22 protein-coding genes, 2 tRNA genes and 1 pseudogene are annotated in these 24,551 nt (G+C 57.4%); 15 read left to right on the forward strand and 10 right to left on the reverse strand.

Annotated elements, in window-relative coordinates:
* Nucleotides 1-3: 3 nt before the first annotated feature.
* A complete protein-coding gene (locus ACQZ5H_RS21535; protein WP_203431580.1) occupies nt 4-462 on the forward strand; it encodes a hypothetical protein in 459 nt (152 codons plus the stop codon).
* Between the two features lie 495 nt (nt 463-957).
* The gene (locus ACQZ5H_RS21540; protein WP_449098992.1) at nt 958-1,896 is read left to right on the forward strand and encodes an IS110 family transposase; all 939 of its coding nucleotides are present in this window, start codon (nt 958-960) and stop codon (nt 1,894-1,896) included.
* A gap of 36 nt (nt 1,897-1,932) precedes the next feature.
* On the opposite strand, the gene ACQZ5H_RS21545 is transcribed toward ACQZ5H_RS21540, so the two are convergent.
* The gene (locus tag ACQZ5H_RS21545) at nt 1,933-2,412 is read right to left on the reverse strand and encodes an MgtC/SapB family protein (RefSeq protein ID WP_199629682.1); all 480 of its coding nucleotides are present in this window, start codon (nt 2,410-2,412) and stop codon (nt 1,933-1,935) included.
* A 401-nt stretch (nt 2,413-2,813) separates the two neighbouring features.
* On the opposite strand from ACQZ5H_RS21545, the gene ACQZ5H_RS21550 reads away from it, so the two are divergent.
* A complete protein-coding gene (locus ACQZ5H_RS21550; protein ID WP_199629683.1) occupies nt 2,814-2,966 on the forward strand; it encodes a hypothetical protein in 153 nt (50 codons plus the stop codon).
* A gap of 699 nt (nt 2,967-3,665) precedes the next feature.
* Here the strand turns inward: ACQZ5H_RS21550 and ACQZ5H_RS21555 are convergent.
* Complete coding sequence (locus ACQZ5H_RS21555) at nt 3,666-3,863, reverse strand: hypothetical protein (RefSeq protein WP_199629684.1); 198 nt, start codon at nt 3,861-3,863, stop codon at nt 3,666-3,668.
* Between the two features lie 239 nt (nt 3,864-4,102).
* On the opposite strand from ACQZ5H_RS21555, the gene ACQZ5H_RS21560 reads away from it, so the two are divergent.
* Nucleotides 4,103-4,912 (forward strand): mechanosensitive ion channel family protein, encoded by an 810-nt coding sequence (locus ACQZ5H_RS21560; RefSeq protein ID WP_203431582.1) that lies wholly within the window; start codon nt 4,103-4,105, stop codon nt 4,910-4,912.
* A gap of 772 nt (nt 4,913-5,684) precedes the next feature.
* Here the strand turns inward: ACQZ5H_RS21560 and ACQZ5H_RS21565 are convergent.
* Together ACQZ5H_RS21565 and ACQZ5H_RS21570 are read right to left on the reverse strand one after the other, a co-directional pair.
* A tRNA-Ile gene (locus tag ACQZ5H_RS21565) sits at nt 5,685-5,757 on the reverse strand.
* Nucleotides 5,758-5,831: 74 nt separating this feature from the next.
* Nucleotides 5,832-6,086, reverse strand: coding sequence for a hypothetical protein (locus ACQZ5H_RS21570; RefSeq protein WP_203431584.1), 255 nt, complete (start codon nt 6,084-6,086; stop codon nt 5,832-5,834).
* A gap of 191 nt (nt 6,087-6,277) precedes the next feature.
* On the opposite strand from ACQZ5H_RS21570, the gene ACQZ5H_RS21575 reads away from it, so the two are divergent.
* Together ACQZ5H_RS21575 and ACQZ5H_RS21580 are read left to right on the forward strand one after the other, a co-directional pair.
* Nucleotides 6,278-6,538, forward strand: a complete 261-nt coding sequence (locus tag ACQZ5H_RS21575) for a HipA domain-containing protein (RefSeq protein ID WP_449099019.1) — start codon at nt 6,278-6,280, stop codon at nt 6,536-6,538.
* Nucleotides 6,539-6,540: 2 nt separating this feature from the next.
* On the forward strand, nt 6,541-6,708 hold the full coding sequence (locus ACQZ5H_RS21580; RefSeq protein WP_449098993.1) for a hypothetical protein: 168 nt from the start codon (nt 6,541-6,543) through the stop codon (nt 6,706-6,708).
* A gap of 127 nt (nt 6,709-6,835) precedes the next feature.
* Here the strand turns inward: ACQZ5H_RS21580 and ACQZ5H_RS21585 are convergent.
* A tRNA-Ile gene (locus ACQZ5H_RS21585) sits at nt 6,836-6,909 on the reverse strand.
* Between the two features lie 462 nt (nt 6,910-7,371).
* Here ACQZ5H_RS21585 and ACQZ5H_RS21590 point away from each other — a divergent pair.
* A complete protein-coding gene (locus tag ACQZ5H_RS21590; protein ID WP_246777754.1) occupies nt 7,372-7,899 on the forward strand; it encodes a response regulator in 528 nt (175 codons plus the stop codon).
* Nucleotides 7,900-8,007: 108 nt separating this feature from the next.
* Here the strand turns inward: ACQZ5H_RS21590 and ACQZ5H_RS21595 are convergent, their stop codons facing one another.
* Nucleotides 8,008-8,244: a hypothetical protein gene (locus ACQZ5H_RS21595; protein ID WP_130279523.1), complete on the reverse strand. Its 237-nt coding sequence runs from the start codon at nt 8,242-8,244 to the stop codon at nt 8,008-8,010.
* Nucleotides 8,245-9,337: 1,093 nt separating this feature from the next.
* On the opposite strand from ACQZ5H_RS21595, the gene ACQZ5H_RS21600 reads away from it, so the two are divergent.
* From ACQZ5H_RS21600 to ACQZ5H_RS21615, 4 genes are all read left to right on the forward strand, one after another.
* Nucleotides 9,338-10,114, forward strand: coding sequence for an SDR family oxidoreductase (locus ACQZ5H_RS21600; RefSeq protein WP_449098994.1), 777 nt, complete (start codon nt 9,338-9,340; stop codon nt 10,112-10,114).
* Nucleotides 10,115-11,179: 1,065 nt separating this feature from the next.
* Nucleotides 11,180-11,536 carry a DUF6894 family protein gene (locus ACQZ5H_RS21605; RefSeq protein WP_203431586.1) on the forward strand — a complete coding sequence of 119 codons (357 nt, stop codon included), beginning with the start codon at nt 11,180-11,182 and terminating at the stop codon, nt 11,534-11,536.
* Nucleotides 11,537-11,994: 458 nt separating this feature from the next.
* The gene (locus tag ACQZ5H_RS21610) at nt 11,995-12,306 is read left to right on the forward strand and encodes a PepSY domain-containing protein (RefSeq protein WP_112716013.1); all 312 of its coding nucleotides are present in this window, start codon (nt 11,995-11,997) and stop codon (nt 12,304-12,306) included.
* 24 nt (nt 12,307-12,330) lie between these two features.
* The gene (locus ACQZ5H_RS21615; protein WP_203431587.1) at nt 12,331-12,933 is read left to right on the forward strand and encodes a general stress protein; all 603 of its coding nucleotides are present in this window, start codon (nt 12,331-12,333) and stop codon (nt 12,931-12,933) included.
* Between the two features lie 523 nt (nt 12,934-13,456).
* On the opposite strand, the gene ACQZ5H_RS21620 is transcribed toward ACQZ5H_RS21615, so the two are convergent.
* Nucleotides 13,457-15,118 carry an alpha-amylase family protein gene (locus ACQZ5H_RS21620; protein ID WP_449098995.1) on the reverse strand — a complete coding sequence of 554 codons (1,662 nt, stop codon included), beginning with the start codon at nt 15,116-15,118 and terminating at the stop codon, nt 13,457-13,459.
* Between the two features lie 92 nt (nt 15,119-15,210).
* On the opposite strand from ACQZ5H_RS21620, the gene ACQZ5H_RS21625 reads away from it, so the two are divergent.
* A complete protein-coding gene (locus ACQZ5H_RS21625; protein ID WP_162708671.1) occupies nt 15,211-15,537 on the forward strand; it encodes a hypothetical protein in 327 nt (108 codons plus the stop codon).
* Between the two features lie 1,045 nt (nt 15,538-16,582).
* On the opposite strand, the gene ACQZ5H_RS21630 is transcribed toward ACQZ5H_RS21625, so the two are convergent.
* A complete protein-coding gene (locus ACQZ5H_RS21630; protein ID WP_203431590.1) occupies nt 16,583-17,200 on the reverse strand; it encodes a flavodoxin family protein in 618 nt (205 codons plus the stop codon).
* A gap of 262 nt (nt 17,201-17,462) precedes the next feature.
* Here ACQZ5H_RS21630 and ACQZ5H_RS21635 point away from each other — a divergent pair.
* Both ACQZ5H_RS21635 and ACQZ5H_RS21640 read left to right on the forward strand, forming a co-directional pair.
* Nucleotides 17,463-19,252: pseudogene (locus ACQZ5H_RS21635) on the forward strand (thiamine pyrophosphate-requiring protein).
* 204 nt (nt 19,253-19,456) lie between these two features.
* Entirely contained in the window at nt 19,457-20,158 is a 702-nt protein-coding gene (locus ACQZ5H_RS21640; protein ID WP_199629689.1) for a hypothetical protein, read from the forward strand.
* 170 nt (nt 20,159-20,328) lie between these two features.
* On the opposite strand, the gene ACQZ5H_RS21645 is transcribed toward ACQZ5H_RS21640, so the two are convergent.
* Complete coding sequence (locus tag ACQZ5H_RS21645; RefSeq protein WP_203431591.1) at nt 20,329-21,129, reverse strand: transporter substrate-binding domain-containing protein; 801 nt, start codon at nt 21,127-21,129, stop codon at nt 20,329-20,331.
* A 152-nt stretch (nt 21,130-21,281) separates the two neighbouring features.
* Between ACQZ5H_RS21645 and ACQZ5H_RS21650 the strand changes: the two genes are divergently transcribed.
* Entirely contained in the window at nt 21,282-23,531 is a 2,250-nt protein-coding gene (locus tag ACQZ5H_RS21650; protein ID WP_203431592.1) for a putative bifunctional diguanylate cyclase/phosphodiesterase, read from the forward strand.
* 114 nt (nt 23,532-23,645) lie between these two features.
* On the opposite strand, the gene ACQZ5H_RS21655 is transcribed toward ACQZ5H_RS21650, so the two are convergent.
* The gene (locus ACQZ5H_RS21655) at nt 23,646-24,470 is read right to left on the reverse strand and encodes a phytanoyl-CoA dioxygenase family protein (RefSeq protein WP_112715997.1); all 825 of its coding nucleotides are present in this window, start codon (nt 24,468-24,470) and stop codon (nt 23,646-23,648) included.
* Nucleotides 24,471-24,551: the final 81 nt, after the last annotated feature.

Consider the following 24,551-nt stretch of genomic DNA (forward strand, 5'->3'; position numbering starts at 1 on the left):
GTGATGCTGACGATTTTCTGTCAAAATCAGGAACAAGCCCGATTGACGGTGGTTGAGTCCCTTTCCTTCACAAAGCTCAAGGAGAAAATCATGCTTATGAAGATCATCGCCGCATCAGTCTTGTCGCTCGGCCTTGCAACATCCGCAATGGCTCAGGCTTCGGGTGGCGCCGGCTCCGCTACTGGCGGCACCTCGGGTAGCGGTTCCATTGGCTCTGGCGCGAATAGCGGCACGGGCACCAGTGGCTCCAGCAACAACGGGACCGTCAACCCCGGCGCCAATGGCTCCAACGGGAACGCGCTCGACCCCAATGCCACCAATTCCACGACAAATTCAGGCGCATCGACGAATTCGGGGACGAATAACGGTTCGTCCGACAGCGACAATTGCGCTCACACGACAACAACGCCAAACCACGATCCGTCGACGATGACGCCGCAGGAGCAGGCAAACTGCAAGTAAGTAAAAGCCCCGCTTCGGCGGGGCGCTTTCATCTTCCGGTCGGCGGAGAACTTGAGGTCGAAATCTTCGTCTGATCCGCGGCACCGAGCTTCACGACAAAGGCGCCGATGTCATCAGCCCAACCGGACGATAAACAGGGCCGGCATCGCTAGGAATCTCGCCGCCCAAGGGTTGCTCTTGTGGTCAGCGAACTGAATGAATCCCCAGTTGAATCTCTAATGCGTCCGGTATTCGCGCCGCCCCTGTTTTATTGACGGTACTCGAAGCGCGTTGACGCGCTTGTCTTATGATTTCCTTGCTTCTTGGTGAGATAAAGAAGCGCCGGAGAGGGTCGCCGCCCTCATCCGGCGATGGGGGACGGATCGTGGACGCGCAGGCCGCCATTCTTGCGAATGCCGGGCCGAACTAAAGTACGATCGCCCCCATCTTTTCCAATCGTCCTGAACGGATACCCGAGCTTCGGGCTCGGATGACAAGCATGGGAGATCAGAAAAGATGACTGACATTACCATCGGCGCGGACATCTCGAAAGACCATATCGATCTGCACAGCCTGCCGGACGGCGAAACGCTGAAGGTTGCCAATGACCGCAAGGGATTTGCCGCCATTGTCCGGTGGATCGGCACAAAGGATGTAGAGCGGATCGTTTACGAACCAACCGGTGCCTACCATAAGGCATTCGAGCGTTTCATGATGGTGCAAGGAGTTGCTCTCTCCAAGGTCAATCCCCGGCTTGCCAGACGTTTTGCACACGTCACAGGCAGACTTGCCAAGACAGACAGGATCGATGCCGCACTGTTGGCTCGTTACGGCACGCTTCTTGAACCGCGTCTCCTGCAGGCAAGTGCGCAAATCCACAATGACCTGAAAGAGTTGCATATGGCGCGCCTTGCCCTGATCAAGGACAGGACTGCTGCAAAGAACAGGGCAAAGAATCTTTCCAACCCGCTCTTGAAGCGACACAACGGCGACAGGCTCCGGCAGGTCGAGCGGCAGATCAAGGCCGTGGACGACGCCATCATGGCCCTCATTGCCGAAGACGCGAACCTGAAGGCCAGGTTCGATATCCTCGTTTCAATTCCCGGCCTGTCGCAGGTCACGGCCTTCACACTCCTTATCGAAATGCCGGAACTCGGCGAGCTGGATGAGAAGGCCGCAGCAGCCCTTGCCGGTCTTGCCCCCATGAGCCGCCAATCCGGACGATGGACCGGACGCGCTTTCATCGCTGGCGGAAGGGCCATTGTCCGCCAGGCACTCTACATGCCGGCCCTCGCTGCCTGCCGCTTCAACCCGGATCTCAGCGTCAAATACGACCAACTCAAAACCGCAGGGAAAGCGCCAAAGGTCGCCATAACCGCGATCATGCGTAAGCTCATCGTATTGGCTAACGCACTGCTGCGAAAAAAACAGAAATGGGTCCCGAAGATGGCTTGATCAACACGGATACTTTAGTCGCGACTTGCCAACACTCTATCCGTCCTGCTGGTCCTTCGGTATTTTGACTGCGTCCCTGTCGTCCACCTTGAAGCTCGTCATGAAGCGCAATGTCGCGAAGGTCGCAATCGAGAGGACGACCGCAGTCTCATAGGCGCCCAGCCCAACTGCCGCGCCGATTGCACCCGTTGCCCACAGGCTGGCGGCTGTTGCAGTTCCCCTAATGCTGGCCTTGCCCACCAGAATTGCACCTCCGCCAATGAAACCCACGCCATTGATAATGCCCTCGACAATGCGCGCTGTCGCCTCCGCATTTTCGCGGGTGACCGTCTCAGCGGCCTGGATGAAGCCACAGGCCGCAAGTGCAACGAGAGGGAAGGTCCTAAGCCCGGCGCTTCGCTCGTTGCGTTCCCGATCCCATGCGATCGGAAGAGCTAGGGCGTATGCGACCACGAGGACACCGAGATTACGCAGAAGATCGATATGGACGCCAACACTGCCAAGCCAACTTTCCATCACTCACCCCCGTGCCTCACGCCGAAGATGGGAGCGTGGGGGCTTCCGACAAGAGGTGCCGTGACCTCGATGCCGCCCACGAACTAGCGATATCGGCACCAGCTTTGCCGACGGCATGGTGATCGAGCAGTGGATCTGCACCCTCGAAACGAACCGGACCAGAGGCGACAAGGTCTGAAGCTGCGCCGAAGGACGTGAATGGCGCGTTCCGGAAGTCCTGAGCTCTTCGGATTTTCAGGAACCGCAGTGGCTCGGAAGCTGTGGTTGCCTATTGTCTTACCTTGCCCCTACTGGCCTCAAAATCTGGGAACTAAAGGTCGGCGGCGTGCTTAGGTCAGCAGCGACGGCTATTGCTCTTCCAAGGCAGACCGCCGCTTCCCCAATCACCCAAGGGAAGACTCATGAGCAAGGAAAACGACAAGACGAGCGATGCTGAGCGAAGCGATCCCGCAGTTGCCGATCGGAACCGGGAGGAGCTTGCCAAGGAAGCGGCTCGTGGGCTGAAGAAAGCGTCCCAACAGGCATCGAAAGAAGGATCGAATGGCCCACGCTAGGATACGCCGCCCCCGTAGACGCGACATCCGGCGACATCACGATGCTGCTTCCTGGCGTCCTGGCAGCGGGCCTGAACGAAATTTCCATACGCCACGTCATTGCGGTGGCCGGTTCGCATGACCGGCCTTAGGGTCGCTAAGACCGGTCGTACCGCGCCAGCATTTGCCGGAGAAGCTGGTTCTCACGCCGAGCCTTGCGGCAAGCCTCTGCAACGGTTAGCGATGTCATCTCATGGTTGGAAGTCCCCGATGTTTCGGTTGCGGGAACTTCGACTCTCACGACCGATTCAGGCGCTGCCGCCGCGTTTCGCATCGGCGCTGTGTTTCCAGCCGAACTGGCCAAGGCGCTGTCGGCAGCGGTGGCCTCCCGCCCGAGCAGGTCCGCGATCCAGGCCACATACTTCGCACGTAACGGATCGTTGTGCGAGAGCGCACGCATTTTCGTCTCTGCCAGCCGTCTCTGATCTCGGTAAAGCGATATGGAGGATTTCAAACGCAGGCGCTCCGGAAACCCGAAACATAACGGGAACAAATACATCCTGCAACCCCTGGCCAATTTTACATGCGGCCTGATGGCCGGAAAACGAGCCCGTGGCAAGGCAGGGGCCGACCGCCGGCGGTATGTCGTCAGGCAATTAGTTTTTGAGAGGTCTATTTGACGCCGTGAAGACGGATGCGACCAGGTCAGTCTTGAAGATATTAATAACAACAATCCTCGACGCTCGGTTGCGGCTCAGCCGGGATCGGGTAACGCCTTCGAAGGGCGTTGCTCGCGGGGCTGGTATCCAGGTCAAAAAGCATCTCTGCCTTTGTTGTGGCCGAAAAGATTTCTATGGCGATGATCAGTTCTTCGCGGCCGCCGCGCTGATAAACTTCGGTCATTTTCGAAAGCTTCATGTCCGGTTCCAAAAACAGTGTGCTCACCACATCATGCTCAAAAGCGCGGCGGTGTCGCGTGACAACGGCGTGACATGGTCAAAGCATGGACTGGGTACGCGCTGTTCGAACAGCGTCGCCTCGGCGCGTCAACGCGCGGTACCGCAAGCCGCTGTTTTGATGGAACCACCCACGCTGTGCCGACATTGCTGAATGGAGGACGCTCTTTATCGTCAGCTTCCAAAAGACGGGACATTTGCATGGAAAATCATACCACAGAGGCCGTTACTTCTAATCCAACAGCGCTAGCGCAGATCGGAGCATTGCTCATTCACTACGGATTGGCTTTGGCAGGCGCAGTGGTCCTTCTGGTCGGCGGCTGGATTCTGTCCGGCTTTTTAAGCCGATGGGCCTATAAGGGTATATCTCGAATCCACGGGATTGATGAAACGCTCGCTCGTTTCTTTGAGAGCGTTCTTCACTACGGATTGCTGATCTTGGTGTTCGTCATGGTTCTCGGCCAGTTCGGGGTGCAGACAGCATCCATCGTCGCCGCTCTCGGCGCCGCAGGCTTGGCAATCGGACTGGCGCTCCAGGGTACGCTGCAAAACATTGCGGCCGGGATCATGCTGCTAGTACTACGGCCGTTCCGCGTAGGCGAATACATCGAGACGTCCAGTGTGAAGGGCCTGGTTCGAGAGATCGGCCTCTTTGCAACGGAGCTCAGAAACGCTGACGGCCTGTACCTGCTCGCTCCGAATTCGACGCTATGGAACACACCCATCATAAACCATAGCAGGGAAAAGGACAGACGCCAGGAGATGTCCGTCGCGATTGGGAATGACGCTGACGGCAACATGGTCAAGAGGCTGATTCTGGACATCATCTCGTCAGATAAGCGCGTGCGCTCCGATCCGCCACCTCGCGTTTTTGCGGACGATCTCAGTGCCGACAAGATCACTCTCAAGATCGAATACTGGGCATCCACGGGTGAATGGACGGAAACCAGGCACGCAATCATCGACGGTCTCAAGGCGGGGTTGGCCGCGAAAGGAATTGCTTTAAAGTGAAATGCTGGAGGGCGCTTGTTGCTCGAGACCTGCCAAGAATAGATCACCATTGAGGAGAGCTATCGGCCGAGCGGCCGCCTAGGCAAAGGGTGACTTGATTTCCGCCCCGCGGCAACGTCCTTCGTGAGTGGAACCTGTTCAAGGGTACATTCAGAGAGAAATTGCCGACCATCCTCATTAGCGACTTTGCGCAGGAGATAGGATGCCCAGCAACATGAGAATGTTGACCCAGGTCCGTCGCGTCGGCGTACGCGTCGGTAATGCATTTACTCTTCGTTTTGCGCACCGATTCATATGAGGAGGTCTTCGGCGAACGTTTACGACCCGGTGCCGACAGAACGCTCAAGTCAGGTTCCAACGGCCGAGATATGCTTGTTCCGGCCCCAACGAGCTGCCCATAGGATCGTACATCATCGATTTTACTACATAGTCCCTGCATGGCCAGAGCTTACCCGGAACGCGCAATCGCTGTTCCGGACCGGCCTTTTTTCCCCAAAAGGTTTCATACCTGAGCCGGCTGTTGTCGGGAGATAAGCATTTTTCGCGAGCAATTTGAGTGATACCCCTGCCGCATGCAGATGAATCGGTCTTGCCGCCAAGATCCCGCCAACGATTTCAAGAACTATGTTCATGTCGCCACGGATGCCGAAGCTAAACCGTTCCAGCGTAATCCGAAGCGTTAGGATGAGGGCGTATGGCCGGGTGACGGTGTTGCGACAGAGGCGAGAGCTACGCTTAACTCAGGGATGGCTTGCGGTTCAGACATCTGCGGTGGGCCTGGCAGGACTCGAACCTGCAACCAATCGGCTATGAGCCGACGGCACTAACCATTGAGCTACAGGCTCGCGCTCGCAGAAAGCGCGAATGGATTGGCATAGGCCCACAAATCGGCTTCCGGCAGTTGATAAAGCGGTCGGCGTCATCGCCGCACCAACGACTTGGCGATCTCGAAGATGTCGTCGCTGCAAGCGGTAGGGTTCTTTCGACTAGGCGATGCCGAGCCCGATCCTGCTGTCAGTGCACGGAGGACGGCCAGTTGCCCGCGAGCCGGTCGTAAAGGGATGGCCTGGATCTTCGGCGCTTTGCAACGGTCCAGTGCAAGCTGACGATCATCGTCATGCTGACGCATGCAAAGGCGGGTCAGCGGCATCATCGCGCCAAAGATCTGCATCATGACAGCGATGATCTTCGGGCCCACCGCTCCAATCGGTGGTAATATCAGTTTGAAATGTTGAGGGGCGTCACTATCGCGTATTTAGATACGCGATAGTGACAGTAATCTTGATCACCCGGCGGAATGGTGTAACTTTTCCGTATCTGTCATACGCGAAAGTTACATAGTGTGCCCCTGACGAAAAGCGCCGTATTGCGCTCGAGGACATGACATCCGTTCTGGGCGTTCGGGCGGAAGACAAAGCCACAGGCACCATGGAGCGGATTGCGGCAGCACTGCGTCCCCTCTCCACCGACGCCGACACCGATTTGCTGCTGGTCTTGCGTCGGACCCTATTTGCGTGGTTGATCGCGGGCGGCGATATGCACCTGAAGAACATGGCCGTCCTGAAAATTGCTGAACCAGAGGAGATTTTAGCTCGGTCCGTATGGCGCCGCTCTATGAAGCTGTAACAATGGGGGTGTTTCCGAACCTTCAGAATGACCTGAAAATCAGCGGCAAGGACGAACGGCTGAAAAGAGCGGATTTCCGGCGGTTTGCAGCGACGGCGGGTATTCCGGTGGCGGCGGCGGACACGGCCATGGATGAACTGGCGGCGACCCTTGCGCGCGGCGTGAGATGAGCTTGCTCTGCCGGACCCGCTGACAGACGGTTCAGTCGGCGCTGAACGGGCGGCGCAGATGCGGGCAATTGTCTGCCAGCGTTTGGCCGCATTTGATTAGCATGGAGCTAAATTCGACCTTGAGCGATGGGTCCCCCGGCAGGGCTCGAACCTGCAATCAATCGGTTATGAGCCGACGGCACTCACCATTGAGCTACAGGCCTGCCTTCCCTTCTTTATGCGCGTTCGCGCCAGCGATTGACGAACTCCGCAAGTTTCTCTCGCGGGCCGCTGTCAAAAGAACAGTGGGCAACTCTTGGAGGCCGCAGGTCGGCAATTCGTCCTCATCCCAGAACCGCTGCCATGCCTCTCGGACAACTCCGTATCCGATCCCAAGACGATCGGCCTCGCGCAGAAGCGCCTGTCCAAGGCCGGTTTCTTCAGAGATTGCTACGACTTGATCCATTGCAATAACTTTCATCAGGATTGAGAACGACTGCCGTCGTGTACTGCTCCCCCACTCTCTCAAATATCCGGAGAACCACGATCAGCCTCGTCCTCGGTCGATTTGACCCCGCTATCATCCGGCAAGCTGATGAGAATTAATCACGGGCGAGTTTCGTTGAATACTTGTAGCCGTCCGGAACCCCGAGCGCGAGGCCGCGTTTTTTAGCATCGGAGGACATGATGGAACATAGCCAATATAACTGGATCAGCATCAGAGCTCACGAGATATGGCAATCTGAAGGTTGTCCAAATGGGAAAGATCGCGAGCATTGGGCCAAAGCGGCCGAAGAATGGGAACACCGCAAAAGGCGGCTGGAGGTCCCCTACGAGGCGCTGCGGGAGCAAGTGAGGCGCGTTCTGGTGGTCGACGACGAGCCGCTGATACGGTTTGCTACCGTCGAGGCCCTGGAAGACGCCGGCTTCGAGGTCCTTGAGGCGGGCAACGCTGACGAGGCTCTCGTCCTTCTTCAACGGAATGATTTTGACGCTGTATTCACCGATGTGAATATGCCGGGAACGACGGATGGACTGGGGCTCACCTCCCTGGTGCGAGCCCGCTCGCCGCAGACTCGCGTCATCGTCACTTCTGGCCATGTTAGACTTGGTGCTTTTGACCTTGCGAGCGGCGTGTCATTTATTCCCAAGCCCTACACATATGACGCGATTGTCCGCATGCTGCAGGCACCAGGCTTCGGAACGCGATAGGCGACGTGAACCGGCGTCGCGACGACTGCTAGCGCGTGTTTTGACAGACAGGCAAGACCAACATTGCGACGACTTCGATCACGCCGGTTGAGTAGCAATGCATAGGGATCAAATAATCAAGGGGCAAGCCGCACCAAAAATCGACATGCTGGAGCGGGAGGCCTCAACTTTTACCAGCGGCACGTCGATGTCATCGAGTGTCACGATCGCTTTATGCGGGCAGATACCACTCCCGCGGTCGTGCGTTCCGCTTTCGACGAAAGTCCTGACCTTGCCTGCTACCCATTGCTCCCCGGCTAAACGATGCGGCGGGAGCAACGAATGCTCGCCGCCGCGGCTCTCCAAGGTCCGCCGCCTGCGCTCAGGAGCGCGGCGAACATAAAGCTATATGGCTCGGAACGGAAACTCATTTTCGCAGCTTTTTCGCGGCGTCGTCGTCCCTATCATATAGCTCTACGCACAGAAGCTCGGAGAAGCCCTTTGCCGTAGCCTTTCCAGAGGCTTGCGCTGTGGACAGGTTGTGGAGAACATGTGGAGGAACTGTGTGCAACGCCGCTTCCCGACGTTAAGGGAATGGGCATGGATCTTGCGTGGGACATCCGAATCCGCTCAGATGAAGTCCTCGGCCGATGGCTTCCGCCGCAACGTCGCCATCCCGATCAAGGGCGCTCCGACATGATGTCGAGAAGCGCCCTTTCCATTTGGAACTTTCGTAGAGAGCGAGTGCCAGGGTACCTCTACCCATTTGCGTAGCGCCGATCTTGGTCTGCAGCAGAAGCAAAAACTGCATCGGCTGAGGCAATTCTTATGGTCGTTCCCGCCGGACTACGTTTGACCTCTGTGCGGCGAGCGGGCAGCCCATCAGCAGGGCCGCCAAACCTCGTAAATCCAACTGACGCAGGACACTCCAGCGACCTGTAATGGAGTTCGATCGATCAGTATGTCACAGCAGGGGAAGACGACCGGTACGGTAGCGGACCAATCCTTGCCCTCCGGCCCGAGCGTGGTAGTGTGACTGTGCTGCCGTCGAAAAACGCTGCATCAGACCGCTCCCTTGAAGTTGCCCTACAACTGACCCAAAGGAGCGGTCTTTTAGCGCGTCTTAAGCGATCCTGTTCATCCAGTCTTATGTGTCTCGCCGTCCCTCTCTGGCTCGCGTGCTTTGCCGCAGCAGCCTTTCTCCAAAAGCGAATCTTACTCTCAGCGGGTTCCGTCATGCCGGGATTATGTCCGCGAATGCTGCCCTCGTCTCGGCTCTCCCATCTAAATCCACGAAAACAGAGGGTTGTTTCATCTTCGCGCCTCCTAAGGAACTAGGATCCTTGGCCCGGCGGCCCCGGCTTAGCTCAGACATCAGCAACAAGGATGGTTGTTCGCAACCGTACGGCATCGTTTTTATCTTTCGCGCGTTTTTAGGAACAGTCAGCGGAGAAAAGACATGACCAACCGGGTAGCAATGATCACCGGAGCCGGATCGGGAATAGGTCGGGCGGCTGCCTTGACCTTGGCACGCGACGGCTACTCTATTGGCGCCTTGGGTCACTCTCACCGCGAACTCGCTGCCGTCGTTGACGATATCGCGGCTCTGGGAGGCAATGCGATTGCGCTCGATGCCGATATTTCTGACGAGAGGCAGATGGAGACGGCGGTTTCCTCTCTTGTAGACATGTATGGCAGGCTTGATGCCGTTGTTGCCAACGCGGGAATAAATGGTGCCTGGGCGCCGATTGATAGTCTTACGCTCGACGAATGGAACAGGACGATATCTGTCAATCTCACTGGCACATTTCTAACGATTAGGCAGACGGTGCCATTTTTGAAGAAATCGGGTGGTGGCGCGATCATCGTTGTGTCCTCGATCAATGGAACCCGGACCTTCACCACCCCCGGAGCGACAGCATACACGACCACGAAAGCGGGACAGGTCGCTATGGTTCAGCAGCTATCATTGGAGCTCGCCCGTCACCACATCAGGATCAATGCCGTCTGCCCGGGCGAAATCGAAACCAACATTGGTTCCAACACAAACCTCCGGCAGAAGGATGATACAGCCATACCCGTCATCTGGCCTGAAGGACAGGTACCGCTGACTGGAGGAAAGCCCGGTCGAAGTGAAGACGTTGGCGAGGTCATCGCGTTTCTGGCATCTGACAGGTCGCGACATATCACCGGCTCTCCGATCTGGGTCGATGGAGGCCAAGGGCTACTTCGATGACAGTTGAATCAGAAATGGAGTTATTGCGAAGTCAAAGCGAGCGGCGCCTCGATCGATCCATTTGACTACACCGAAGGCCGGCTGGGGCGAGACCGAACTTAGCGCTCGCGAAGGGATGAACGGCTGCAATCTTGTGTCGCGTGTCCAGTCTTCTCACAGCTTTTGCATCCAATCAGATACGCGACAAGTCGATTGTCGCGACTTTACCCAAAACTCGCCCGAGGTCTAGCCTTGGGCCACGCCATTAACGACGCGCAGTCGCAGCCGGAGCGAAAAAGTTATCGCTCCCGGTGGAAAGCCGCCTTTCCATCGGCCCACAAGGGCTTGACATCAGGAATTGGAGTAGAGGGAAATTAAGGCATGGACGAGCCGGACGGCAATGATTGCTGCGCCCAGTGCACCGACGCATAGAAGTCCAATGCCAATTTCGCGGACGCCCATGTCTACCCCTGCAACAAGAGGCCCCGGATAGTGCTCGCTCACCACGACGATGAGAAAGATCGATATTGCGACGCAGATCAAAAAGCCAAAGCTGAGATATGTCAGAAACCTGTGCATCACTTCTCGCGTCAAATCTTGCTTAATCAACGACCGCATTATCATGCAAAGTAATGATTTGCTACAGCCTCCCACCCGTCTTGCGGAGACAGCCGCTAATGCGGGTGCCCTTGCGCTGAAGCGGTCTACCCAAGGCTAGGGTTACTCGGACGGCCGTTGTCTTCGCAGCGCGCAGTTCTCCAGATTGCCGACGGTCCCCGCTCGCTCGTCGGTCGTTTGCTGCGTCAGGTTTCAATCAACCGACTGATTTTGCCCATCAGGCTCCACCCACATTTCCAAGGAAGTTTTCGCGAGCGCTCCTCGTTCAGGCCGCTCATCATACAGGCCGGATCAACTGTCTCGACCCTCCCGAGGGATGGTCGACACAGTCGCGAAGGACATTCAGGACGGTGGAAGCCCGGGAAAACTTAAGGGGCGCGTCTGTACGCAATCGGACGCGCAATGTCTCACGGTTGAAGGTGCTGCCGAAGCTGCCCACCTATCAGGTGACCGGAAAGGATAGTCAACATGTCGGGCTATCGCGGACGGGATCCATTCGCAGTTCCAAAATTTTCCCTGACGCTGCCAGAAGCATGCGTTGAGAACACCTGCGCCGCCGGCTCCGCCTCGCGGGGCTCATTTAACAACGGAGAAACGTCTATCGCCGCCCGGTTCTTTTTCGACGTCAACATGGCGTCGCGACGTGTCCGCGATGAAGTGGGGTGCATGTTTCCGGATGTCGGCGCCGCTATTACGGCTGCGTTGGTCGATGGTCGCAAGATACTCGACGCTCTCGGTTGCCGTTGCCGTGGTTTAGACGGATTAGTGTTCGAAATCAGAGACCCGACAGGCGCGATTGTCGCGCACGTTCCCTTCGAGATATAGCTTTCTCGTTTGCTGCAGCGTCTTTTCGAGACAGCAAATTCAGGTTCCTCGCTGAGACTGCGGAGCAGCGGCGGAGCCACCGCACATTGGCTTGATCTCTGCGAGGTCGGGTTCAGATGCCAAGAACGCAGTCACTACCGTTCAACTCTGGCGAGGCCTTGAACACGTGCTCAAAGATGTCGGTTCGCGTACCCTGGACGCTATCGCGCGACATCGATCGCGGCGACGACGCTGGGGCTGAGGTAGCGCCTGTTTGACCCTCGGGGGACGCAGGTAGGAACACTGCCGGTCGATCTGCTCACGAGTTCTAGGCGTTTCCCGATATTGTCTGACATCGCAGTGATTGCGCAAGCGCCTCGCGCCTCGGGCATTTACGCGACTGTTGTCCCAGCTTGATGTAAGCGTCGGAACAAGTTGCTTTTTTCGAAGTTTCGTCCTGGCAACAACAGGAGCTTTCCATGCAAAAGATTACGACGTTTACCGCCGCCATGCTGCTGTCGGCGACGGTCGCCTTTGCCCAGAGCGAGACACCGTCGACCTCTCAGACGACCCCGGCCGTAAATACCGAGCACAATCCCGGCGCGCCTGTGGCTGGTAAGAACAGTTTCACGGAAAGTCAGGCGAAGTCACGTATCGAGGAAGCCGGCTTTTCGGACGTTATGGGACTGAAGCTCGATGATCAGGGCGTCTGGCGCGCAACAGCCAAAAAAGACGGCGCTGATGCAGCTGTCTCCCTAGATTTTCAGGGCAACGTGACACTCGCCAAGTAATGGACCGTTGAAGGAGATGATCAAATGAGAACTGTTACCGGACTGTATGACAGCTACGATGATGCCCGGTCCGCCGTCACGGCCCTGGAAGAAGCGGGTGTCCCTTCCGATCACATCAGTATTGTGACGAACAAGGCGAATGGTGTTGATGTCGAGGGCCAGGGTTCTTACGCAGGCGAAGGTGCGGGTGCCGGTGCTGGCGTCGGCGCTGTGGCCGGCGGCGCCGGTGGCCTGCTTACCGGCCTCGGCATGCTTGCCATTCCAGGTGTTGGCCCCGTCGTTGCTGCGGGATGGCTCGCAGCAACGGCTGCAGGCGCGGTTGCCGGCGCGGTGGCCGGCGGCGCGGTCGGCGGCATTGTCGGCGCGATGATCAGCGAAGGTGTCCCCGAGGATGAAGCCAACTTCTATGCTGAAGGTATCCGCCGTGGCGGCTCCGTTGTGACGGCAAAGGTCGAGGGCAGCAAAGCCGAAGTTGCGCAGTCGATCCTGTCGGCATCCCGCCCGGTCGATTATGTATCCCGTCGCACGAGCTATCAGCAACAAGGTTGGAGCCGCTTCGACGAAAGTGCCGAACCTTATACGATCGAGCAGATCGAGGCGGAGCGCCAGCGTTACCGCCGCGGCTGAAGGTTGAAACATCCGTCGAGCGGCCGATAGCGGCCGCTCGACACGTCCCACAGGTAGCCGAAGGCGAACCTTCCCTTAAACAAGTGTCGCCTGGACGGGAATGTCTTGTGTGGCCAGTCGGGCCGGACGGATTGCCTGCAGGTGGCTTGCTAAAGTGAAGCCATGACCGGTGTTCCATCTTTCAGCGTATGAACGGGCCGGCAGTGATACCACCCAGTGGAATACAACCTTGGGATTTCGGCGCTTTCCCCGGTCCGAAGTGAGAGCAGCGCTTGGCAAAGCGGCCCGGGAAAAGCCTTCTTGTTTCCTACGAACATCATGAGCGTCCAAGTGTTTGACGCGCAGCGCATCTTGACTGGCAGTGCGTCTAACGCGGAAGGCAACCAGACAAATAACCCCACCTGTCGCACATAAGCGCTGTTGCTGATCGATCAATTCTTTACCGCAGGCGCCGTTCGACGGTAGACTTGCCTGACCAACGGGGATCACACGCTGCCCCGGGCAATCGTCCTTGGAAGCTAAATTACGCTCGCCGGCGCTTGAGAAGGTAATCCAGGCCGCCGGCGCGGAACCAGCGGAAGCCATAGGGTTCGAGAACCATATGATGGCGTCGGTCGTGGTTAGCACGGCTGTCGTGCCCATCCAGTATGTCGATCAGAGGGCCGTCATTATTGTCCTGCGGAAGGCGGAAAGCAATTTCAACCGGCCTGTCGTGGAAGCTGTGTATGACTATCACAACGTTATCTCTCCATGCGTACCGAAGAATCAGCACGCCCGGATCGCCGCAGTCGACCGCACTACAGGTGCCCCACCCGATCTCAGGCGCTTCTTTGCGCATGCGGACCATACGCTCGGTCCAGTTCAGCATGGATTCGGCGTCACGACGCTGAAAGGCAACGTTGACATGTCCATAGCCGTAAGGCCCCTCGCTGATAACAGGAAGAACGGGTTTTTCACTCTTTGTGAAACCGCCTTGTGGCTCGTTTGACCATTGCATGGGGGTGCGCGCGCAATTCCGTTCTGGAAGCGTCAGATCGTCTCCCATACCAATCTCATCACCGTAACGCAGCACAGGCGTCCCTGGCAGCGAGTACATGAGGCTGTAAGCGAGTTTCAGACGACGAATGTCTCCCCCCAGCATTGGAGCCAACCTGCGGCGGATGCCGCGATCGTAGAGTTGCATGCCCTTGTCCGGTCCGAACGCATTGAACACGGTTTGCCGCTGGCTTTGGGTCAGTCGCCCGAGATCGAGTTCGTCGTGGTTGCGTAGGAAGATGCCCCACTGGCCAGTCTTGGGAAGCTTCTCCGTATCCTTGAGCGCCTTTACAAGCGGACGGGTATCTGCGCTTGCCATCGCGTAGAAGAGTGCCTGGTTGACATGGAAATTGAACATCATCTGCATTCGCTCGCCGTCATCGCCGAAATATTCGATGTTTTCCTTCGGCAAAACATTGGCCTCGGCGAGAATCACGCTGTCTCCCTTTCGCCATTGAAGAAACTCGCGGAACGTTCGAAGCATGTCGAACTGCTCCTTGGGCTGGGCAACGTCGGCGCCCTTCTCGGAGATAACAAAGGGCACCGCGTCCATGCGAAAACCCGAAACACCGAGCTGGATCCAGAAGCCCATGATCTTCAAAATCTCTGCCTGGACAAGGGGGTTCGCAGTGTTGAGATCCGGCTGGAACTCGTAAAAGCGATGGAAATAATACTCGCCGGATTGCTTGTCCCGTGTCCACGTTGACGTCTGCACTCCGGGAAACACCATCCCCTCGTCCGCGGCCGCCGGTTTCGTCTTCGACCATACATACCAATCGCGGTATCGCGACTTCTTATCGGCTCTCGCCTCCTTGAACCAGGGATGCTCGTCCGAGGTGTGATTGACGACAAGATCAATGAGAACGCGAATGCCGCGCTGTTTTGCGCCATGCGTGAATTCGACGAAATCTCCGAGCGTGCCGTAGCGTGGATCGACGTTATAATAATCGGAGACATCATAGCCATCGTCGCGCCCGGGCGACGTCTGGAATGGCATCAGCCAGATCGCGGTGACGCCCAGTCCGGCGAGGTAGTCAAGCCGGCGCTGCAGGCCCTCAAAGTCGCCGACGCCGTCACCGTTTGAATCCATGAAAGTCTCGACCGACAGACAATAGACAACGGCGTTCTTGTACCACAGATCATTGATCACGCGTTTTTCTCCCGCAGGCTCTTTTCGTCGAGACCTCCGATTTCGATCTCTCTTCTTCAACACGAGCTCGCCCGACGTCCGGTGTGGATGCCATGGCCAAGCGAGTTGCTTTAGCGAGCGGCAGCGTGGATGGCACCAGCGTCGCCGAAGATGCGGTGAAGCACTGCCGCCTGATCGCTTCTCGGATCGACCGAGACGGCGATCTCACCACGAAGGGCGGCATCCATCCTCGTCTCGTGGTTTGCCGATGCAGTGTCACCACCGCTCTGGATCTTACCGGCACTGTTGGACCGGCCGACGGCCTCGAGGAAAATGGCGGCTCGGTCCAAGCCTGCTTTTTGAACCATGTGCTGAACGGCAAGGTCGGCGGCTTCCCGCGTCTGAAAAGTTGCGACGACGGTCTTGGTGTTTTCGTCTGACATCCCGATCTCCCTTTGGCTGTCAACGTAATGGCTGTCGCGAATGTTCCAGTCACCGGGAAAGTTCGCTCGCCGTCCAGATTGAATCTGGTGCCGATCCTGGCAACAGGCAGGCTTCAACTCAACTGTCCGATTTCAGACGGAGCCTTTTCACGGCAGTCCGATTCTGTAAGCTCAACGGGCTGGTGAGTCTGGATTGCTTGTCGCAATCCTCTTCTCTGGACTGTGCCCGCTGCTTGTCCCCCAGGAAGGCAGCGGGTTTTTTCCTCGGGTCGAGCGCGTTCAGGGCGTTGCGACGGCTAGCCGTTGTGGCCGTTGCCTTTGCATGTCTATCGGGATTGCGGAAAAGAGCGCCGCTTCTTCCAACGGCGCTTAGTCTGAGGTTATCAGGCGAGGCCCTGCGGTGATGATCGAAGAGCGATCTATGAACCTTTATCAGCGAATGGTTCCCAGAGGCCTTAAGCTGATCAACGGCGGAGGTTTTTCGAAAAGAGAGAGGGCGAAACCGGTTTGGCGAGTTGCCGGCATTTTTTCGCGCCCACGCTGGTGCGCTAGGTCGAATTGCCCAGTCCTGCCACCGGCCGCAAGCTGACGTTGGGCTGCCTAGCGTGAGCAAAGGCAGGGACACCCCGCGACGTCCGTTGCAATAGCGAATGGAACGGTGCGGAAATCGCCCCGCCGTTCGAAGAAGAAAAAGCCTCACGCTGGAGTGTGAGGCTTTTTCAAAGTTGCGGAAAGCACAACTGGATACGTTGTTGAGGGTTAACGATCCATATCACTAACGCGGGCTGGATCAGGAAGTTCCGTTTGAGGGACCTCCAGGTTCGCACAAACCGGTTTTTTGAGCTCCTTATCTCTGGCGGCATCGCTTTGGCTCAACCCTATCACGCTTCCTGGCAAGACGATAATAAGTCCCGAGGGATGCGGCTTTTCGCAACGGTCGCCACGCTCGCAGCAATCTGTCTCCGGAAGAGCCCGACGACTGCGATGTTTGTACGTCCGCTGCCGACAGGTGAGATCGCCCACATGCTGCAGCCAGCGGCGGTTATTTTTTATCGCTTGGATATTGATTTGGCTTTAGCAGGCGCGACAAATGAGCGGTATTTCGGGCCAGAGCAGAAATCATCGTGTTGACTGCGCCGGGGATCTCCTCGAGGTCGACAAAGTTAGTCGAGCCCATCGCCTCGCCAACCCAATAGGCTAACGCATTGGCCGGGATGGTAAAGCCGACATCGTTTAGAGCCTGGAAGAGTTCTGCCGAAACATGATGGGCGCCGTCTTCGTTTCCGACAACGGCGACTGCGGCGACCTTTCCGTAGGAGACCATCCGGCCGTGAGCGTCTGTTTCTTCGAGGAAGGCGTCCATCCTCTCCAGTGTGCGTTTACAAATGCTGGAAGGCTGACCGAGCCATATCGGTGTGCCGATGATAAGGATATCGGCCGCGAGCACCTTGGCCCTGATATCCGGCCAGGCGTCCCCATCCCCCTCGTTAGAGGTTACGCCTGGTTTGATGTCGTAATCGGCCAAGTGGATTATCTCGGTTTCGACATCGTGCGTCTCAAACTGCGAAGAGATCAGCTCAAGAAGCCTTCCGGTCGACGACTGTTCGAAAGAGGAAGACGGTTTTAGGGTGCTGTTGAAGGCAACTGCTTTCATTGGCATAGGATATCCTCGCGATTGGGAAATTGACCGATGGCCACCTCTAGGCCTCGACCCTGTGCAACATAAAGGCCGGACCAACCAGTCGGTTCCCCGAAACGCTCCGATAATAGAAGTGGTCGTCCACCCTGCGTTTGCCGGACTTTGGACAGCAGTTTACCGCGGCCGAACGGTTGCAGCTGCGCCAGGTTACCTCCTCGCGCGATGGAACATCGCGCTCTTTCCCCGGTTTGGCAGAAGGAAATACGTCCTGGAGATTGGAAAAATGACAATGACTGTCGGCGACTTCATCGTGGAACGGCTGCACCAATGGGGCGTTCGTCGCTTGTTCGGATATCCGGGGGACGGTATCAACGGCGTCTTCGGTGCTCTTGCTCGCGCGAAGGCAAAATGGAGTTCATCCAAACCAGGCACGAGGAGATGGCCGCTTTCATGGCGTCGGCCCATGCAAAATTCACTGGCGATATCGGAGTTTGTATAGCGACATCAGGACCTGGTGCAACCCACCTCCTCACCGGCCTGTATGATGCCCGGCTTGATCATCAGCCGGTTTTGGCCATCGTCGGGCAGCAATCCCGCGCTGCAATTGGTGGCCACTATCAACAAGAAGTCGACCTCGCCTCACTCTTCAAGGACGTTGCCGGCGATTTTGTTCATCAAGCCGCTACACCAGCACAAGTGCGACATCTCATCGATAGGGCAGTCCGCATCGCCAAGGCCAACAGAACTGTCACGGCAGTTATCCTTCCCAACGACCTCCAGGACCTTCCCTATGAGGAGCCCCCTCGCAAGCACGGCACGGTCCACTCCGGTGTCGGTTTCAGGGCTGCTCGCACCGTACCACATTTGGAAGACCTGCAGGAAGCCGCCGATATCCTCAACCAAGGAGAGCGTGTAGCCATTCTCGTGGGAGCGGGCGCCCTGGCGGCGACAGACGAGGTTATCGCCGTTGCCGACCGACTGAACGCCGGTGTAGCAAAGGCCCTGCTAGGTAAGGCTGCATTGCCAGACAATTTGCCGTGGGTCACCGGATCCATTGGCCTATTGGGGACGGAGCCCTCCTGGGATTTGATGCGTGACTGCGACACGCTTTTGATGATCGGCTCCGGCTTTCCCTACTCAGAGTTCTTGCCCGAGGAGGGCAGCGTGAAAGCGGTACAGATCGATATCACCCCCAGCATGCTGTCATTGCGCTACCCGATGGACACCAATCTGCAGGGGGACGCTGCGCAAACCCTCAAAGCACTTCTACCACATCTCAGACAGAAGGAGGGAGAGTGGCGCAAGAGTATTGAGGCGAAGGTCGCGAAATGGTGGAAGACGCTTGAGGAGCGGGCACATGCAGATGCCAACCCGGTCAACCCTCAGCGTGTCACCTGGGAACTTTCACCCCGGTTGCCTGATGGCGCCATCATCACCAGCGACTCCGGATCGTGTGCCAATTGGTATGCGCGGGATTTGAAGATTCGCCGCGGCATGATGGCCTCTTTGTCGGGAGGGCTCGCATCGATGGGAGCAGCTGTGCCATATGCCCTCGCTGCGAAATTTGCACATCCCGACCGGCCCGTTATCGGGCTGGTGGGGGACGGCGCGATGCAGATGAACAACATGTCCGAACTCATCACCATTGCGAAATATTGGTCGAGCTGGGACGACCCTCGGTGTGTGATTTGCGTTTTCAACAACGAAGACCTCAATCAGGTGACGTGGGAGCAGAGGGTCATGGAGGGTGACCCTAAATTCGAAGCGTCCCAAAGCATTCCAAACGTCCCGTATCATCGCTTTGCGGAAATGATTGGACTAAAGGGGATCTATGTCGACCGCCCAGAAAATGTCGGGCCGGCCTGGGATGAGGCGCTGTCGTCTGACCGGCCGGTGCTGCTCGAGGTCAAGACGGACCCGGAGGTCCCACCGCTGCCCCCACATTTAACCTTCGAGCAAATGAAGAAGATCACTGAAACACTCGCAAAGGGTGATAGCCGGGAGGCTGGGATCGTCATGGGCACCATGCGACAACTGCTTTCTTCCTTCTGGCCCGGCAGTCTTGAGAGCTGAAGGAGGCAAATCGAACCGCTGCAGCCAGCGTCAGCGGTCGGCCCCACGCCAGCGAAGATGGCCCACGCCGCAACACGTTCACATTATCGCGCTGCGCCCCGTCGGGACCGATCGGCGCTGCATGGAACAATGGGACGGCATGAAAGTTGCACCGACATGCGACCGATCGCGATGGCAAATAAAGCTTACTACAGGAGAGTTGAGATGACGAACCTATCGACCGAAAGAACCCCCGCACTGTCGACCGACAAGTCAAAAGACACGCTCGTCGGTTTCTTCGACACCCGCGAGGACGCAGAACAGGCGGTAGAGCGCCTGAAGAAGGCCGGCCTGATGATGGAGGCAATCCGCTTCGTGCCTGGCTTCGAGGCAGACAGGGTCGATGACGCAGTGACCGGCGACAACAGCTTCTGGCGAAAGCTTGACGGCTGGAAGATCTCCGAGGACGAGCGGGTCACGTATGCAGAGGGTCTGCGACGTGGCGGTTTTCTCGTGTCAGCAGAGGTCGACGACGCGCACTATGAGACGGCGCAGGACATACTGGACGTTGAGGGTGCTGTCGACCTTGAAGAGCGCGCTGGCCAATGGCGATTGGACGGCTGGGACGGCAACCTTGCCGACGCTGCCTCGGCTTTTTCTGCTAGACAACCAGCGGAGACCAACTTGGATGACCACCGATACGGCACCTTGCTGCCGACCACCAATGATCGCGAAAGCGTCTTTCCGGTATTGGAGAGCACGAGCGAGCCCGCCAATGGAGATTTTCGCCAAACGGGCGCGCGAGGTACGGCTGCGCTGCAACGCCCCTTCGAGAGCTTGAACCAGGGCGACGGGGAAGAGGTCGCCGGCAAACCGTCCGATCTTACCTCTTCAGAAGGAACTAATGGTGATGCCCGGCGTTTTTGACAGACTGCGACATCCCTCCCGCAGTCGTTATCCTGACTTCAACCCTGGCGCCTGCCAGGGTTTTTTTGTGCACAACGCGATGCCAACGTCGACCTCCCTGCTATTGAGGCCGGCACCTGGACGCTCTTTCCTTTTTTCGAGGTCGCCAGCGATGCGGATCCGGCACAAGGTCATCGGATCGAGAACGGGAAGTATTTTGCGTTGATCGTATCGTACACGTCATTGGCCTGGATCTTGTCCAGCGCGGCATTGAGCTTCGCAAGAAGCGTGACATCGTCGGGGCGAACGGCGATGCCCGCGCCGTCGCCGAAATATTCGGCGTTTTTGACGTCCTCACCTTTGAATTCACAGCAACTGCCGGCCTTCGTATTTGCCAACCAGTCGTACACCGCCAACTTGTCCTCGAAGATGATATCCACGTTTCCCTCGGCCAGGTTCTTGTAGAGATCAGGTGACGCATGGACCACACTTGTTTCTACGCCGGGGTAGAATTTCCGCGCGTAGGACTCCTGCGATGTGGCCGCCGTCACCCCAAGTCTCAAATCTTTCAGATCATCGGGCGAAGTGCCGGTGATATCGGCGCCTTTGCGCACGATGAATACGGACGGACTATCGTAATATTTGCTGGTGAACGCAACCTGTTGACGCCGCTCCGCGCTCATGGACATTGAGGAAATGATGGCGTCATATTTCTTTGCCAACAGGTTCGGGATCATACCTGTCCATTCCTGCACGATGAACTGGCATTTCAGCGCGGCTGCCTCGCATAACGCCTTTGCGATATCGACATCGAAGCCCTGAAGATTGTTTTCCGAGTCCAGGTAATTGAACGGAGGAAATCCCCCCTCGACGGCAACTCGCACCATTTCCTGTTCGGCGGCCGAGGAAGAATGGGCGGCACCGACACTCAGCATCAGGCTCGATGCCACAGCCAGCAGTTTGAAGCGGAAAGACGTGTTCGATCTGGTCATCGTGTAATCCATCTGGTTGAGCATCAGAACTCGGACAGTCGAACACGAAACCTTTAAGAAGCTCATCATGCTGACCGGCTAAATTTGCAGTCGCTTGAAAAGCCTTTCGTAATCTATGCCCTCCAGAATTGAAAAATCTGGGAGAGGTACCTTTGTCCGCATATGATTTTCCACAACGTCTGGCCAAAAGAGCAACACGATCGTCAAGTGCGACACTGGCCTTGCTCGCAATCAGTGGGCTGGCGATCCTGGGGCTGGTTTTTGTTGCAGCCCTCTGGGCAGGAAAAGAAAGCGATGCCGCAGCGCTCGACCGTCAGCGAAAGCTGGTCGACAGCCGCTTGCAGGATCAGGTCGACCGTGTTTCGAACGACCTCAGGCTGATGGCGGCCGGATACTCCTCACTTATTTCAGCCAGTGCCTCGATGAGCAATGAGGACGATGCAGGCACGGCACAAGCGTTTGCGACCATGTCCAAGACCGTGTTCGGCTACAACGGGACGTTTTTGATAACACCCACAGGGGACCTGGCCTTCGCTTCGGACCCGGAAACGACCCGACGTTACAAATGGATCCGCCCGCTCCTCCTGCCAATGGTCAGGACCGTCTTGCATGGAAAAGAAGCAGCCGCTGCAAACGCACCGATCCGCGTCGATCTGATGCGCCTGGAAGGCCGTCCGTCGATAGCAGGCATAGCATCCATTGACGCAGCATCCCGGACGTCCCAGCCGTTGCTTCTTGCCGCGTTCCGGTTCTTGGATGGGCCCACCCTTGATACCTTGAGCCGGGAGCAAGGCCTGGCGGGTGCTCGATATGCGCGAACCGCTGATGCAGAGGCGAACGAAGTTGCTTTCCAAATCGAGGCCACGGCGACACATGAACCGATCGGCTTCATTATCTGGACGCCTGACCTGCCTGGATCCCGGGTCGTGGCGCGGCTGACCCCGCTTCTGACGTTCGCAGGCGTGCTGATCGGCGGCCTTTTCTTTGCCCTCATGGTTCGGCTCAGGAAAAGCCTCTTGGAACTTGCTCAGAGCGAGGACCATGCACGCCACTTGTCTCTCCACGATGTGCTCACCGGCTTGCCAAACAGAGCGCTATTTTCCGAACGCTTTAAACACTGCCTCGACGGTCTCCGCCACCATGGCAACCAAGCCCTTCTCGCCCTCATCGACCTCGACAGGTTCAAGGAGGTCAACGACACCTACGGGCATCCGGCAGGCGACGAATTGCTGATCAAGGCAGTCGCGCGCATGCAGGAGCTTCTGGGGAACGCAGATACGCTTGCAAGAGTGGGCGGTGACGAATTCGCACTGCTTGTGCCCGGTGTTAGCGCCGGACGCGATAATGAACTGCTGCTTCAGATCATAAAAACGCTTAGCGCGCCCTTTGAACTTCGGGCAGGCGGCGGCGTCATCGTGCGGATCGGCTGCTCGATTGGTGCCGTCGGTATCGTCGAAGGGACGGCTGAGAGAGGAGAGACCTTACGCCGAGCCGACGTCGCTCTCTATGAAGCAAAGTCGAGCGGCCGCGGAAAATATGTTACCTATGACGTGTCAATGGATAGCCGCGGCAGCGAGAGGGAAAACCTCACAAGGGAACTCCGCAAGGTTCTTACCGAAATGCCAAGTTCGGCCTGCAATGATCTGAGGCCGGAAGATGATGCTGGCAAGCTCGAGCTGTTCTTCCAGTCCGTACACCGCGCAACACGCGGCGAGCCTATATCGGGGGCGGAAGCGTTGGTCCGGTGGCGTCATCCCCGGCTTGGGCTTCTTGCTCCCGACAGGTTCATCCCGCTTGCCGAAGAAGCTGGGCTGATAGACCAGCTTGGCGAATGGGTTCTGCGCAGGGCGGCAGAAGAGGCTAGAGCATGGCCCGAGATGATGACGGTGGCGGTCAATGTTTCCCCCTCCCAACTCCGTCGTCGCGGGTTCGATTCCAAGGTCCTGTCCATCATCGAGGAAACCGGCTTCGATCCGGCGCGTCTTGAACTTGAGTTAACAGAGGCTGCGCTGTTCGAGGTTGATGCCGCCGTCCAGTCAACCTTGGGAAATCTTCGCTCTCAGGGTGTCCGAATTGCGCTCGACGATTTCGGAACCGGCTTTTCGTCCCTTAGCCACCTGCTCCAGATCAACATCGACAGGATCAAAATCGACCGCTCATTCGTGACGCTGCTCGGAAGCAAGGCGGAGGGAGCCACCATCGTTTCGTCCGTCATTGCTTTGAGCCGGAAACTGGGGAAGGCGGCAACCGCAGAAGGCGTCGAAACTGTCGGACAACAAGACTTTCTGATTGCCGCAGGCTGCACCGATCTCCAAGGTTACCTCTATTCCCGCCCCCTTCCCTGCGCCGAGTTCGCTGCGTTGATGCTGACGCCCGACGGAAGATTACGCGGACGGATCTAGGATGATCAAGACCGAGCGACCGCGATAGTCGCGACAGTGGGATCCAGCGCTACAGCCCGATCCCAGGATGCGAGGCGCGGTCAAGCGGTAAAGCACACCTGGTCTTCATCACGATCAAGTTGGATCGGCCCCCATGACAAGGCCTTCGATATCGTGCTTCTGAGTGATCGGGACGAGCTCATCGACAACCCGGCAGACAAGATGATCTCGCGCAACGTCGGGCAGTGCCTCGTACCAATCGCGTGTCACCATCATGTCATGCATCTCGGCATGACCCGCCCCTGGCGCGTCGACCCCCAACACCATGACCGGACGGGCAATGGGCGAGCCATGTTCGGTGCCGCGATGAACCGTCAGTGCCGATCTGCAAGAAATGTCGCCACGTCGTGGATATTTCCGAACGGCTCGCTCGTTGAAGCGCCCCCACAGCGATTTATCCGGAAACATCTCATGCTTCCATTCCCTGCCGTCGTCATACTGTGTGCCTGGAGCAACTTCGAACGGCCCCATGTCTTCGGTCACGTCGACCCCCGTCAGGTTGAAAGCGAGCGAGGTGATCCTCTTTTCTTCATACGTGTCGCGTGGGGATGGAAAATCCCGATGCCACGGCTGGAACTTCGCTCCCTGAAACGGTACATCGAGCCCAATTTCGACAATCTGGTAACTGGGGCCCAGAACTTCGGTGCAAAGTGCTACGACCCATGGATGGGTGATAAGATCGACAAATCCGCCGAAGGCCTGCGGATGTAGCTCGACATACCACCGTCGCGGACCTCGGCCCACCGCGCCGCCTGGACGCTGGATCGCTTCCCAAAAAGCCGTCATCATGTCTTCGCGCATACGATCGGCCCATTCTGGCGCAAATGCCCCCTTCAAGCCGACGATGCCATCCGTCCGCAGCGTCTGTGCATCGTTGAGAATTTTTGCACTGTCGTTCATCGTGTTATCCTCCTTGAACTGTAGGTACGGTAGCGGTACTAATAAGTTTCAGTCAAGCTAATAAATATTAGGTGCGCTTTT

It is taken from the genome of Rhizobium sp. 21-4511-3d, from assembly GCF_053522545.1.